Genomic DNA, 13,894 nt, shown 5'->3' on the forward strand with positions numbered 1-13,894 from the left:
GATCACTGTTCAAGCAAATCACCGCGCGCAGCGTTCAAATATTGCAGCATTGACCACAGCGTCAGCACCGCCGCAACCCACAGCAGACCAATTCCAGCCCACTCTACCCAGGCATTGGGACGCCACAGCATCCATACCAGCGCCGCCATCTGTGCGGTGGTTTTGACTTTACCGATCCAGGACACCGCCACGCTGCTGCGTTTACCCAGCTCCGCCATCCACTCGCGCAGCGCAGAGATAATAATCTCACGGCCAATCATGGTCGCGGCAGGCAGCGTTACCCACCAGGTATGATAATGTTCCGCCACCAGCACCATCGCGATTGCCACCATCACCTTATCCGCAACCGGATCGAGGAACGCGCCAAAGCGGGTACTCTGGTTCCAGCGACGCGCCAGATAACCATCAAACCAGTCCGTAACGGCAGCGATCAGGAAAATCAGCGCACAGGCAAAAGGCGCCCAGACGACCGGCAGGTAAAATGCCAGGACGAAGAACGGAATGAGCACAACGCGAAAGAGAGTGAGCAACGTAGGGATATTAAATCGCATGATGACGGTAACTGTCTGTTGTCAGTAAAATTTAGCTCTATGTTGCTACAGAGCCCTCAATGTTTCAACGAGTAGTAGATCTTTTCTGCCAGCCCTTGCGAAATACCCGGCACTTTTGCAATTTCTTCCATACTGGCGTTGAGTAATCCTTGCAATCCGCCCATATACTTCAACAGCATCTGGCGACGTTTTGGCCCGACGCCTTCAATCGTCTCAAGGGTACTGGTATTTTTCACTTTCGCCCGTTTTTTACGGTGCCCGCTGATGGCATGATCGTGCGACTCATCGCGGATATGCTGGATCACATGCAGCGCAGGGGAATCTGGCGGCAGGCTAAAGCCCTCGCCTTCCGGCTCAAAGAACAGCGTTTCCAGGCCAGCCTTACGATCTGCCCCTTTCGCTACCCCCAGCAGCAGCGGATGGTTTTTATCCCACTCCACGTCGAGAGATTCAAATACCGCCTTCGCCTGCCCCAACTGCCCTTTCCCGCCGTCGATAAGGATAACGTCCGGGATTTTGCTCTCTTCAATCGCTTTACCATAGCGACGACGCAGCACCTGGTTCATGGCGGCATAATCGTCACCAGGCGTAATGCCGGTGATGTTATAGCGACGATACTCTGCCCGCAGCGGACCGTTGGCATCAAAGACCACACACGACGCCACGGTCTGCTCACCCATCGTATGGCTGATGTCGAAGCATTCCATGCGTTTCACTTCCGGCAGCTTGAGCAGCGTAGCAAGCGCGGTTAAACGCTGGCTGACAGTCGACTGCTGGGAAAGTTTAGTGGTCAGCGCCGTGGCGGCATTGGTTCGCGCCAGCTTCAGATAGCGCGCGCGATCGCCGCGCGGTTTCGTCTGAACATTCACCCGGCGGCCTGCCAGCTCTGAAAGCGACTCCGCCAGCAGGGTTTTATCGTCGAGCGTGAAGTCGAGCAGGATCTCCGAGGGCAGCGTACGCATCTGGCTGCCCTGCAAATAAAACTGGCCGACAAAAGTCTCCACCACTTCACCCAGCTCAGTGCCGCCCGGCACTTTCGGGAAGTAGCTGCGGCTGCCGAGCACTTTGCCCTGACGAATAAAAAGCACATGAACGCAGGCCAGACCGGCGTCAAAGGCTACGCCGATAACATCGAGGTCGTCGCCCGTATTGGAAACAAACTGCTTCTCGGTCACCCTGCGCACCGCCTGAATCTGGTCGCGGATGCGTGCGGCCTCCTCAAATTCCAGCGCCGCACTGGCTTTTTCCATACGGGCAATCAGTTGCGTCAGCACCTGATCGTCTTTCCCGGCTAAAAACAGGCGGACATATTCCACCTGCTGCGCGTATTCTTCTTCGCTCACCAGCCCTTCAACGCACGGCCCCAGGCAGCGGCCAATCTGATATTGCAGGCATGGCCGGGAGCGGTTGCGATAAACGCTATTTTCGCACTGGCGAACAGGAAAGATTTTTTGCAAAAGCGCCAGCGTTTCCCGCACGGCATAACCGTTCGGGAACGGGCCGAAATATTCACCTTTCGCATGCTTAGCGCCACGATGCATCGCCAGCCGCGGGTGCGTGTCGCCGCTCAGGAAGATAAACGGATAGGATTTGTCATCGCGCAGCAGAACGTTGTAGCGCGGCTGATACAACTTAATGTAGTTGTGCTCAAGGAGCAGCGCTTCCGTTTCCGTATGCGTTACGGTGACATCAATGTTGTGTATAAGTGCGACCAGCGCTTCGGTTTTACGGGAGGCAAGGTTGCTGCGGAAATAGCTGGAAAGGCGTTTCTTCAGATCTTTCGCCTTACCGACATAGATAACCGTACCGCCAGCATCGTACATACGGTAGACGCCTGGCTGGCTGGTGACGGTTTTCAGAAATGCTTTTGAATCGAACGCTTCACTCACTGACTTATTAACGACTCCGCATTGCACAAACCATGGCGAATGGCCAGGTGAGTCAGTTCGACATCACCGTGAATGTTCAGTTTACTGAACATTCGATAGCGATAGCTGTTGACCGTTTTCGGGCTGAGATTCAGCTGCTCTGAGATCTCATTCACCTTCTGACCTTTAGTGATCATCAGCATAATCTGCAATTCGCGCTCAGACAAACTGGCAAACGGAGATTCCGTTTTTTCCGGTTCAATCTGACTCAGAGCCATCTGTTGAGCAATATCAGAAGCAATGTAGCGCTGCCCGGCGTGTACGGTGCGAATAGCATTGACGACTTCCTGCGGCGCGGCGCCTTTACTGAGATACCCGGCAGCACCCGCCTGCATAACCCTGGCGGGCAGCGGATTTTCGGTATGGACGGTCAGCATGATAACTTTGGTATCAACGAACATGCGCGCGATTTTGCGCGTGGCTTCAAGCCCGCCAATACCGGGCATGTTCATATCCATCAGCACCACGTCTGCGGAGTTAGCGCGACACCATTTGACGGCATCTTCGCCACAGCACGCCTCGCCGGCAACTTTAATACCCTTTATATCTTCAAGAATGCGTCGTATCCCTGCGCGCACCAGTTCGTGGTCATCAACAAGAAGGACGTTGATCAAAGGAAATGTCTCCAGAATAGGGATAACGCTACTGACTGCTAATTGGGTTTATATTAACGGTTTTCCATGCAAGTTTAAAACGCTAAAAAATCGGCTATTCGATTCTGGTCTCGTTTTTGGAAATTAAGCTGTACAGTAAGTGGAAAGAAAACCCTTGCCCGCCGGGCTTTTACCGCTATTTTTTAGCATCGACATTCGAAAAGTTACTAAAACAGTTGTTAACTCAAACGAAAAAGAGCGCGCGATTTTTTGTAACAACAATTAACGAATGGCGAACCGGGGATAAACATTTAATTGTCGCTAACATATTGGACAGGGTACCTTCATAATCCGCGCCGCCCAATAATCACTGCGCGATAAGTATAAAAAACAACCACTGCATTTTTTGCCGTAGCTTGTGGTATACTCCGCCGCCATAACTTTCATCGTCGCGCTCATGCGCTGTTTTATAATGAGGAAAATAAATGAGCACACCTGAATTTGCCACTGCCGAGAATAACCAGGAACTGGCACAGGAAGTAAACTGCCTGAAGTCGCTGCTGACGCTTATGCTACAGGCGATGGGCCAGGCTGATGCTGGTCGTGTGATCATTAAAATGGAAAAACAGATCGCGCAGATGGAAGACCAGGCGGAATCCGCTGTATTTGCCAATACGGTTAAGCAAATTAAACAAGCCTACCGCCAGTAACAAAAACGGCTGGATGCAAAGCATTCAGCCGTTTTCTCGTCTGACACGCAGAACGTGATATCAGTCAGATAAGCCCCGTCGCCGCGGCATAACACGCTATCTGGATCTTATTCGGTGCGTTGAATTTCTTCTGCATATTCTTTTGATGGAAATTAACGGTATTTTCCGAGATGGAGAGAATGATGGCGATTTCTGCCGACGTCTTCCCTTCTGCGGTCCACTTCAGAATTTCCCGCTCACGCTTGCTGAATTTCATTTCAGGCGGCATCACCGTCTCATGTTCAAAGCGCAGCAGCGTAGTGAGCGCCATCTGGACCAGCATTTGTAAACGCAGCTCAATTTCTTCACTGGATATCGAGTGTGCCTGTAAGCTGGTACATGACACGGAGAGGAAACCGAGCGCATGATTTGGCATCATCAGACACTGCGTTATTCCCTTGCGTAAACCGTGGTCCCGCGCGCCGTCCCATAATTGCTGGGCATCCGTGAATAATTCATCCGTCCAGGGCAAATGTCCCTGAATGAAATTCTCCGGCTTCAGCACCGGGTCAATGGCGAAATAATTCTCGGACTGATATTGCGCCATCCATTGTTGCGGATAACTGGAATGGACGGAGGTTCGCGGGCGGGTAAATGGCACAGGGTGTCGAACACAAAGCGCATAATAATCGAATTCAAGCGCCTGCGTTTGTCGCTGAAGTTCCTGATATACCTCTTCGGCACAGGTCATTTCCTGAAACCGGAGGAAGCATTCCCGTCGCCAGGTGAAAAAGTCTATATCCCTCATACTTACTGAATGAAGCCTCTGATAAAGATAATCATTATTATGGTGAATATAACCTAACACATAAAGCATGATTATTTATATAAAATATCGGCCACAGGCAGATTATCTTTAATTTGGCGATGGCTTATCCACATCAGGCGGAATAAAAAAGCAACAGAACGGAGTTTAAGGGAGGATAATTTGCTCCAGAAGCGGCATCTGGAGCAAATTGAACGCTAAAATGCTACTGCATTAAGAATTTTTCAAGGAACTGACGGGTACGGGGCTGCTGCGGATTGGCAAACAGCGCTTTAGCTGGCCCCTGCTCAACTATTCTCCCCTGATCCATGAAAATAGCCCGATCGGCAACGTCGCGAGCGAAGCTCATTTCATGCGTCACAATCACCATCGTGCGTTTCTCCTGCGCCAGCTGTCGGATCGTGTTCAGTACTTCCCCGACCAGCTCAGGATCGAGCGCGGATGTGGGTTCGTCAAACAGGATCACATCCGGGCGCATCGCCAGCGCGCGCGCAATAGCGACACGCTGCTGCTGCCCGCCAGATAAGCGACGCGGATAGCTCGTCTCCTTCCCTGCCAGCCCAACCTTTGCCAGCAGCTCGCGGGCGCGGACCGTCGCGTCTTCCTTAGGTTCCCCCTTGACGATGACCGGCCCTTCAATAATGTTTTCCAGCACCGTGCGGTGCGGAAAGAGATTAAAGCTCTGGAACACGAAGCCGACATGCTGGCGCAGGCGGCGAATCAGCCCTTTTTGCTGGCTGATGGGTTTCCCGGTATCAATGGTGATATCACCCACGCGGATCGTCCCGCCTTCGGGCTGCTCCAGTAAATTGATGCTGCGCAGCAGCGTGGTTTTGCCTGACCCGCTCGGGCCGATAATTGCTACCACTTCGCCCTGCTCAACCTCAAGATCAATGCCATGCAGCACCGTTTGTCCATGGAATTTTTTCACCAGGTTTTTGACGTCAATTGCACTCATTTTGGATCACGCTCCTGGCGGTTAAGCTGGTTTTCAAAATAGTTTTGCAGAGCGGACAGTACCGTCGCCATCACCCAGTAAATCAGCGAGGCCGCCAGATACATGGTAAACACTTCCAGCGTGCGCGAGGTGATCAGCTGCGCCTGACGGAACAGCTCCGGCACCTGAATGGTCGCCGCAAGCGAGGTGTCTTTCACCAGGCTGATAAAGCTGTTGCTCAGCGGCGGCAGCGCCACGCGCGCCGCCTGGGGCAGGATCGCCCGGCGCAGCGTCTGCCACGGGGTCATCCCGATACTGGCCGCCGCTTCCCACTGTCCTTTATCGATGGAGGAGATCGCCGCACGCAGCGTTTCAGAGGTGTACGCCGCGGTATTCAGCGACAGGCCAATCATCGCCGCCGGGATCGGATCCAGCTCAATACCAAACTGTGGCAGCCCGTAGTAAATCATAAACAGCTGGGCGATAAGCGGCGTTCCGCGGAACACGGAGATGTAAAACCGCGCCAGCCACCGCACCGGCCAGATGTTCGACATGCGCATCAGTGCCAGCACAAACCCGAGCACCAGCCCGAAGAACATCCCGCCGATACTGAGCTGTAAAGTAAACACCGCGCCCTTAAGCAAGAACGGCAGCGAATCAATAACCAGTTGAATACTTTCTTGCATTATTATTTTTCTACCTGATTTTTAGACATGAGGATGATAGGCAAACAGCGCAGGCGCCCCGCCAGTATGAACAAACAAAATGGGTCCTTCATCCTTAAAGCGCTTGCGGGCGATGCCGTCGATCAGGCCCGCCATTGCCTTGCCGGTATAGACCGGGTCGAGCAGAATACCTTCGAGACGGGCCAGCAGCTTAACGGCCTCCATCCCTTCATCATTGGGGGTGCCATAGCCCGGCGCGAAATAGTCATCCCACAGCAGTATCTCCGCCTTCGCCTGAAGCGCAAGCTGTTCAGCCACCGCCTGTTGCAGGGTTACGACTTTCGGCTTCTGGTCTGCAACGCTTCTGGAAACCGTCACGCCAATCAGCTCGACCTCCGGCATCAGTTGCTCAAGCCCGACCGCTAAACCGGCATGGGTTCCCGCACTGCCGGACGCCACCACCACCGAGGATAAACTCACCGCGCCTTCGCACTGCTGAGCGATTTCCAGCGCGCTCTCAACATAGCCGAGGGCACCCAGCGCATTCGAGCCGCCAACCGGGATCACGTACGGACGAAAACCCTGCGCTTCCAGACGCGTCGCCAGCTCGTCGAGCTGTGCAGCCGGGTCGGTCAACGCGTCGACCATTTCAACCTGCACGTTGAACAGATCCAGCAGCAAACGGTTACCGTTAGTCAGGTAATTCTCTGCCTGCGTCCCGATCGGGTTCTCCAGCAGGGCAACGCAGTGGAGTCCCAGCTTTGCCGCCACTGCCGCCGTCTGGCGAACGTGGTTAGACTGAATTGCCCCGGCGGTGATCAGCGTGTCCGCGCCTTCGCGCAGGGCATCGGCGGCGAGAAATTCCAGCTTGCGCAGCTTATTTCCGCCCATCGCCATGGGCGTCACATCGTCACGCTTAATGAAAATATCGCGCCCCAGGTAGTCAGAAAATCGCGGCAGATACTCCAGCGGCGTGGGTGCGCCGATAAATTCCAGACGGGGAAAGCGCGTTAAATTCTGTAGTGACATGGTTCCTCCGGTCACGCAAACAATTGTTATTTCATTATGCACGCAGACGCGCGAGAAATAAAAAAGGCGCTTTTAAAAGCGCCTTTTTTTGTCAGTCAAAGACTTATTTCGTCACGTCAGCGCCGAACCACTTCTCAGAAAGCGCCTTCAGGCTGCCGTCTTTCTGCATCTCAGCAATGGCGCCGTCGATGGCTTTCAGCAGATCCTCGTTACCTTTACGCACCGCCACGCCGGACTCCTGACGGGAGAACGCATCACCCGCGACAGCCAGGGTATTGTTGGTTTTCTTCACCAGATCCAGCGCTGCCAGGCGGTCAACCAGAATGGCGTCAATACGGCCTACGCGTAGATCCTGGTATTTCGTCGGGTCATCATCGTAGGTACGGATGTCCACGCCCTGCACGTTCTGGCGCAGCCACTCTTCGTAGTTGGTGCCCAGACCGACGCCGACTTTCTTACCTTTCAGATCCGCTGCGGATTTGATACTGCCTTCGTTACCTTTCTTCACCAGCGCCTGAATACCGGACACGGTGTACGGCGTGGAGAAGTCATACTTCTTCTTACGCTCGTCAGAAATGGTTACCTGGTTAATCACCACGTCAATACGTTTGGAATCCAGTGACGCCAGCATCCCGTCCCATTTGGTGGGTTTCAGGGAGGCTTTAACGCCGAGGTGTTTTGCCAGCTCCTGCGCAAACTCCACTTCAAAACCGGTCAGTTTACCGTCGTCGCCCTGGAAGCTGAACGGAGGATAGGTTCCTTCCAGCCCAACCAGCAGCGTGCCGCGCTCTTTAACTTTGTTGAGCAGATTCTCTGCCGCGAACGTTTTCACGCTCATCCCCGCGACCAGCGCAACGGCCATCATCCCCATCAGCGCCTGACGACCCAGAAGTGCTAATTTCATAAGTACCCCGATACAGTGGAATTTTTGAGTAGTGTAGAGAAATCGCCTGCAACGTCAAAGGCGGCTGCGCTACATCTTATTCTTTTTTAATATATATCAGAAGTTGTTCCGGCGCGGACTTTCTGCTTTATGACGCCCGGCATATGGACTTTATATTGCGCGTACTTTCGCAGCGCGATGCGGTAATTATTGGTACTGGTGGCGGGCAGCCAGGGTTCCAGATTTTCATCCAGGTATCCGGTCGTCAGCAGATCGCGGGAGATATTTTGCATGGTCAAATGCTGACCCAGGCGGCGCAGGCGAACCACGTATTCACGCACGGTGCCGTGACTCATCTCCGTTTGTTCAAACAGGAATTGCTTGAAGCCGATAATATCGAAGAAGTCGCTTTGCTCTTTGCAATGGAGATCGCCACAGAAACGGCAAAGCGCTACCCACTCTTTTTGCTCTTCAAGCCAGGCGGCTTCATCCATCAGCGTGTCGAGGCGGGAAATCGCAATCTTGTTCACGATTTCACCGCGACGAACCAGCGTGATGCGGTCGAGTAATTTTTTACAGTGGGCGCAATGCGTCTGGCTGTGTTTAAAGTCTTTCAGGTAGCGGCTTAAAGGCCGTCTTTTAGATTGCTGCACCGTCATGATAACTCCTGGTTGTCAATACGTTGTGCGGCATTTCCAAGGCGAATGACTCACCTATAACTTACCCAGTTTTGTGCGCAGGCGTTTAATGGCCTGGCTGTGCAGCTGGCTCACCCGTGACTCGCCCACCTCCAGCACGGCGCCAATCTCTTTGAGATTGAGCTCTTCCTGGTAATAGAGGGTTAACACCAGTTGCTCACGTTCCGGTAAAGCTTCAATCGCTTCCATCACGCGCTGGCGTAAATTCCCTTCCAGTAAATGGTGTAACGGGTTTTCTTGCTGGTGTTCATCGGTCACCAGCTCGATGCTATCGCCATGCTCTTCGCGCCACTCATCATAAGAGAAGAGTTGGCTGTTATTGGTATCGAGCAACATCTGGCGATACTCTTCAACAGGAATGCCCAGACGCTCCGCTACTTCGGTTTCCGTCGCGTTGCGCCCCAGCTCCTGTTCCAGCTGCCCCATCGCATGCGCCACTTCGCGCGCGTTGCGGCGAACGCTGCGCGGCACCCAGTCGCGGCTGCGCAGCTCGTCCAGCATCGCACCACGAATACGCTGCACTGCGTAAGTCGTAAATGCCGTTCCTTGCAGAGCGTCGTACCGGTCAACTGCATTCAATAACCCGATACCGCCCGCCTGTAGCAGATCGTCCAGTTCCACGCTCGCCGGCAAACGCACCTGGAGGCGCAATGCTTCGTGACGCACCAGCGGAACATAACGCTGCCACAGCGAGTGTTTATCCATTACACCTTCAGCGGTATAGAGTGAATTCACGATAAACAGCCCTGCGTTAGTTGAGTTATCGGCATGATTATCCGATTCTGGAGGGGTTTTAATCGGGTGAATAGTGGGTGAAATGAGGGGTTATTTGGGGGGTTACGTATGTACGTGGACAGAAAAAACCCCGCCGAAGCGGGGTTTGAGCGTAATCAGGCGATTAGCCTTGCAGCAGAGACAGAACCTGCTGAGGAACCTGGTTAGCTTTAGCCAACACGGAGTTACCGGCTTGCTGAATGATCTGCGCTTTAGACATATTTGACACTTCGGTCGCATAGTCGGCGTCCTGGATACGGGACTGCGCTTCAGACAGGTTGGTAGTGGTGTTGTTCAGGTTGGTTACGGCAGAGCTCAGACGGTTCTGTACCGCACCCAGAGAAGAACGGAATTTATCGATGGAGCTGATAGCGTCGTCCAAGGCTTTCAGTGGGTCAGTAGTGGCAGTAGTAGCAGTCTGAGCGTCAGTGGTGATCTTACCATTCGCATCTTTGTGCGCAACCTTGCCAGAACCATTGGTGATAGAGCCATCAGTCTGAACAAAATAAGTAGCTGTATTTGTGGTGGTTAATGCAGCGTTGTTATCAACATACACATCCGCAGCACCGCTTTTAACCGCACCGGCGTTGTCAACGGCATAGCCGGTAGATGTTGTATAACCTGCAGCAGCACCGCTCTGCAGTTTGTCAGCGCTGATAGAGGCATTAGCAACATCGATAGTACCAGCCGTACCGCCTGTCAGAGTCAGGGTTTCGCCAGATGCTGTGGTAATAGAAGAAGCAATCGCAGTACCACCGCCGTTAGCCTGCAGACCAGCCAGTGTTGCAACAGGTGGGGTACCCGCGCTGTTTTTGGTCAGGTTGCCGGTAGTATCCAGATACAGAGCAGCACCATCATCTTTAGCGGTTAAAGTACCGTCTTTAGCAATGATGACGTCTTGTTTAGTTGTACCGATAGTAACGGTAGCTGAGGTAGTGTCGCCCGCAGCTGGGTTCAGGTAGCTCAGAACCTGAGCAGAGGTAGCGCCTGTTACACCGAAAGTAAACTTGTCGTTTGCTTTATCGTAGGTGTAGGTATTTGCTGCTCCTGAGAGACCATCAGCAACAGTGCCAACACTGAGGACAGTGTCACCATTTGCCAGGCTACCTAATACATCTGCAGAAGATGCAGCTTTAAATCCTGCAGAACCTGTGTACGTATTACCAGCCAGGGTAAAGCCAGCAGCGGTCATATCGGCTGCAGTTGCAACTGCGTTGGCTACGCCACCTTTACCGTTAACGTTAAAGCCGGACAGTTTCAGAGTATTAGAGTCGATTTGTTTCAGGTCGATGGTGATGGTCTGGCCATCGTTCGCGCCAACCTGAATTTTCATGGAGCCGTCTTTTGCCAGCACGTTCACGCCGTTGAACTGGGTCTGACCGGATACGCGGTCAATTTCATCCAGACGGGATTTGATTTCGTCCTGGATAGAGTCCAGGTCAGACTGGGAGTTAGTACCAGTAGAGGACTGAACGGTCAGCTCACGGATACGCTGTAAGTTGTTGTTAATCTCAGACAGTGCGCCTTCAGTGGTCTGCGCAACGGAGATACCGTCGTTGGCGTTACGTGCAGCCTGGGTCAGACCTTTGATGTTAGAGGTGAAGCGGTTAGCAATCGCCTGGCCAGCAGCGTCATCTTTTGCGCTGTTGATACGCAGACCGGATGACAGACGCTCAATGGCAGTAGACATTGAAGACTGGTTCTTGTTGATGTTGTTCTGAGTGATCAGCGAGAGGCTGTTGGTATTAATGACTTGTGCCATGATTTCGTTTCCTGTTGTTCATCAAATCTGTGGATTAGATTTGGGTTTCCACCCTTCGGCTTCATCGCCGTCAAAGGTGTTATCGTCTGGTCCAAAACAACCTTTAGAATTTTTTTCAGGATCGCATCATTTTTTTTAGCCACAGAAATACTCTTCTCCAATAGCGTTATTCTCGCCATTAAAAATTTGAACCTAACCGTAAACTTTCCTGAGTTGAGGCCGATAACCACACTATTCGTTCTACGTGTCGTTACATTAAGGAATAAATATGGCAAGTATTTCTACGTTGGGAGTCGGCTCAGGTCTACAGTTAGGAGACATTCTGGATAGTCTTACCGCTGCACAGAAGGCTCAGTTAACGCCAATCACCAAACAGCAGTCTTCCTACACAGCAAAACTCAGCGCCTACGGCACGTTGAAAAGTGCACTGGAATCCTTCCAGACGGCAAATACTGCGTTAAGTAAAGCGGACCTCTTTACCGCGACCACCACGATTAGCAGCTCAACGGCGTTTAGCGCAACCACTACCGGCAGCGCAATCGCGGGTAAATACACCATTAGTGTGTCGCAGCTCGCTCAGGCCCAAACGCTGACTACGTCAAAAACTCAAAGCGACAGCAAAACGGCGATCGCAACCGCGGACAGCAAGATCACCATTCAGCAGGGCGGCGATAAAAAACCCGTCACTATTGATATCAGCGCAGCAAACTCGTCTCTGACAGGCATCCGCGACGCAATCAATAAAGCGGATGCAGGCGTTAGCGCCAGTATTATTAACGTTGGTAACGGTGAGTATCGTCTGTCCATTACCTCTAAAGAGACTGGCGAAGACAATGCGATGACCATCAGCGTCAGCGGCGATTCGGCGCTGCAATCTTTTATGGGTTACAACGGCACGAAAGGTGATGCCAGCAACGGCATGCTAGAAAGCGTTAACGCGCAAAACGCTAAACTAAAAGTCAACAACGTCGACATAGAAAACAGCAGTAACACCATCAGCGATGCGCTGGAAGACATCACGCTGAACCTGAATGATATTACGAGCGGCAACCAGACCTTAACCATCACCAACGACACCAGCAAAGCAACCAAAGCGATAAACGACTGGGTTACCGCTTATAACTCACTGCAAGACACCTTTAGCAGCCTGACAAAATATACAGCAGTGGATGCAGGCTCAGACGCTCAGAATACCAGCAACGGCGCGTTATTAGGCGACAGTACGCTACGCACTATTCAGACTCAGTTGAGAAGCGTGCTGAATAACCCTCACACCAGTTCCAATATCAAGACCCTTGCTCAAGCTGGCATCACTACCGACCCAAGCACCGGTAAACTGGAAGTGGATGATGACAAGCTTAGCGCGGCAATGAAAAACAGCGCGGCTGGTATCAAAGACCTGCTGATCGGTGACGGGAAAACATCCGGTATCACCACCACCGTTGGAACAAACCTCACAGGTTGGCTCTCCAGCACCGGCATCATTCAGGCTGCCAAAGATGGCGTCAGTAAAACCCTGAACAATTTAACTAAGCAATATAACGCGGCCAGCGAGCGTATCGACACCATGGTAGCGCGTTATAAAGAACAGTTTACGCAATTAGACGTCATGATGAACTCGCTGAACTCTACCAGCAGTTACCTGACGCAGCAGTTCGAAAATACGTCCAGCAACAAGTAGTAAACGCTAATCAGACCCGAGGGGGATAACATGTACGGCGCAAAAGGCACGCAAGCCTACGCAAAGATAGAAGTTGAAAGCGCGGTGATGAGCGCCAGCCAGCAGCAGCTGGTTATCATGCTATTTGATGGAGCCCTCAGCGCACTGGTACGGGCACGTCTGTTCCTTGCAGACGGTAATATACAGGCAAAAGGGCTGGCGCTCTCCAAAGCGATTAATATCATCGAAAATGGCCTGAAGGTCGGATTGGATGAAGAGAGTAAAGACGAGTTAACACAAAACCTGATCGCTCTCTATGCCTATATGGTTCGTCGCCTGCTTCAGGCCAACCTTCGCAATGATGCCAGTGCCATCGAAGAGGTGGAAAATTTACTGCGCAATATTGCGGATGGCTGGAAGGAGGCAGCAGGTATACCAACTCTTGTCCAGGACGCCGTCTAATGAGTAACGCACCGCAACTTTATGCCCTTTATCAGCAACTCCTTGAGCAGAGCCAGTTGATGTTGCGACTGGCCCGGCAGGGACTATGGGATGATCTGATCATCTGTGAAACCGACTATGTTAATGCGGTGCACTCACTGGCTCGTCTCACTCAGGAAAGTGAACCTTCGATGCAGATTCAGGAGCAGCTTCGCCCGACGCTGCGGGTGATCCTGGACAACGAAGGCCAGGTAAAAACGTTGCTGCAAGCCAGAATGGATGAACTGGCGAAGCTGGTTGGGCAATCCTCCATCCAGAAAACCGTTCTCTCCACCTACGGTAACCAGGGCGGTCATGTCCTGGTTCCACAAAGTAATAGCGATATTAATTAGCCATTTAACTGGCGTTCGAGCGTTAACCGTTTCGTTCGCCAGGCATTTCTGCCAAACCTGCTCCAT

General features: G+C 52.5%; 15 protein-coding genes. 4 read left to right on the forward strand and 11 right to left on the reverse strand.

The genetic code is table 11. From position 1 onward, the window contains the following. Nucleotides 1-2 precede the first annotated feature (2 nt). From pgsA to uvrY, 3 genes are read right to left on the reverse strand one after another with little or no spacing between them, the layout of a single operon-like run. Entirely contained in the window at nt 3-551 is a 549-nt protein-coding gene (gene pgsA / locus LOC22_RS01965) for a CDP-diacylglycerol--glycerol-3-phosphate 3-phosphatidyltransferase (protein WP_003859652.1), read from the reverse strand. A 56-nt stretch (nt 552-607) separates the two neighbouring features. Beyond that, the gene (gene uvrC, locus LOC22_RS01970; protein ID WP_017384477.1) at nt 608-2,440 is read right to left on the reverse strand and encodes an excinuclease ABC subunit UvrC; all 1,833 of its coding nucleotides are present in this window, start codon (nt 2,438-2,440) and stop codon (nt 608-610) included. Beyond that, nucleotides 2,437-3,093, reverse strand: coding sequence for a UvrY/SirA/GacA family response regulator transcription factor (uvrY, locus tag LOC22_RS01975; protein ID WP_017384478.1), 657 nt, complete (start codon nt 3,091-3,093; stop codon nt 2,437-2,439). The genes uvrC and uvrY overlap by 4 nt, the downstream gene beginning before the upstream one ends. A gap of 464 nt (nt 3,094-3,557) precedes the next feature. On the opposite strand from uvrY, the gene LOC22_RS01980 reads away from it, so the two are divergent. Further along, a complete protein-coding gene (locus tag LOC22_RS01980) occupies nt 3,558-3,782 on the forward strand; it encodes a DUF2594 family protein (RefSeq protein WP_003859644.1) in 225 nt (74 codons plus the stop codon). 64 nt (nt 3,783-3,846) lie between these two features. On the opposite strand, the gene sdiA is transcribed toward LOC22_RS01980, so the two are convergent. The 8 genes from sdiA to LOC22_RS02020 all read right to left on the reverse strand — a co-directional run bounded on the left by sdiA (nt 3,847) and on the right by LOC22_RS02020 (nt 11,335). Then, nucleotides 3,847-4,569 carry a transcriptional regulator SdiA gene (sdiA, locus tag LOC22_RS01985; protein ID WP_045333304.1) on the reverse strand — a complete coding sequence of 241 codons (723 nt, stop codon included), beginning with the start codon at nt 4,567-4,569 and terminating at the stop codon, nt 3,847-3,849. 223 nt (nt 4,570-4,792) lie between these two features. After that, nucleotides 4,793-5,545: an L-cystine ABC transporter ATP-binding protein TcyN gene (tcyN, locus tag LOC22_RS01990; RefSeq protein ID WP_003859634.1), complete on the reverse strand. Its 753-nt coding sequence runs from the start codon at nt 5,543-5,545 to the stop codon at nt 4,793-4,795. Beyond that, nucleotides 5,542-6,210 carry a cystine ABC transporter permease gene (gene tcyL, locus LOC22_RS01995; RefSeq protein ID WP_003859632.1) on the reverse strand — a complete coding sequence of 223 codons (669 nt, stop codon included), beginning with the start codon at nt 6,208-6,210 and terminating at the stop codon, nt 5,542-5,544. The genes tcyN and tcyL overlap by 4 nt, the downstream gene beginning before the upstream one ends. 21 nt (nt 6,211-6,231) lie before the next feature. After that, on the reverse strand, nt 6,232-7,218 hold the full coding sequence (gene dcyD, locus LOC22_RS02000) for a D-cysteine desulfhydrase (RefSeq protein ID WP_017693220.1): 987 nt from the start codon (nt 7,216-7,218) through the stop codon (nt 6,232-6,234). Nucleotides 7,219-7,321: 103 nt separating this feature from the next. Next, nucleotides 7,322-8,122, reverse strand: coding sequence for a cystine ABC transporter substrate-binding protein (tcyJ, locus tag LOC22_RS02005; protein WP_003859627.1), 801 nt, complete (start codon nt 8,120-8,122; stop codon nt 7,322-7,324). 86 nt (nt 8,123-8,208) lie between these two features. Then, nucleotides 8,209-8,760 (reverse strand): flagella biosynthesis regulatory protein FliZ, encoded by a 552-nt coding sequence (gene fliZ / locus LOC22_RS02010; protein WP_063136633.1) that lies wholly within the window; start codon nt 8,758-8,760, stop codon nt 8,209-8,211. Between the two features lie 54 nt (nt 8,761-8,814). Continuing rightward, a complete protein-coding gene (locus LOC22_RS02015; protein WP_003859623.1) occupies nt 8,815-9,534 on the reverse strand; it encodes an RNA polymerase sigma factor FliA in 720 nt (239 codons plus the stop codon). Between the two features lie 163 nt (nt 9,535-9,697). Beyond that, entirely contained in the window at nt 9,698-11,335 is a 1,638-nt protein-coding gene (locus LOC22_RS02020; protein ID WP_040117810.1) for a FliC/FljB family flagellin, read from the reverse strand. A 268-nt stretch (nt 11,336-11,603) separates the two neighbouring features. Here LOC22_RS02020 and fliD point away from each other — a divergent pair, with 268 nt between their 5' ends. From fliD to fliT, 3 genes are read left to right on the forward strand one after another with little or no spacing between them, the layout of a single operon-like run. After that, the gene (fliD, locus tag LOC22_RS02025; protein WP_006811146.1) at nt 11,604-13,016 is read left to right on the forward strand and encodes a flagellar filament capping protein FliD; all 1,413 of its coding nucleotides are present in this window, start codon (nt 11,604-11,606) and stop codon (nt 13,014-13,016) included. A 30-nt stretch (nt 13,017-13,046) separates the two neighbouring features. Further along, complete coding sequence (gene fliS / locus LOC22_RS02030; protein ID WP_006811147.1) at nt 13,047-13,457, forward strand: flagellar export chaperone FliS; 411 nt, start codon at nt 13,047-13,049, stop codon at nt 13,455-13,457. Then, entirely contained in the window at nt 13,457-13,828 is a 372-nt protein-coding gene (gene fliT / locus LOC22_RS02035) for a flagella biosynthesis regulatory protein FliT (RefSeq protein ID WP_006811148.1), read from the forward strand. The genes fliS and fliT overlap by 1 nt, the downstream gene beginning before the upstream one ends. The last annotated feature ends 66 nt before the right edge of the window (nt 13,829-13,894 follow it).

Origin of the sequence: Enterobacter sp. AN-K1 (assembly GCF_020971765.1) — a bacterium.
GTDB lineage: Bacteria > Pseudomonadota > Gammaproteobacteria > Enterobacterales > Enterobacteriaceae > Enterobacter > Enterobacter hormaechei_C.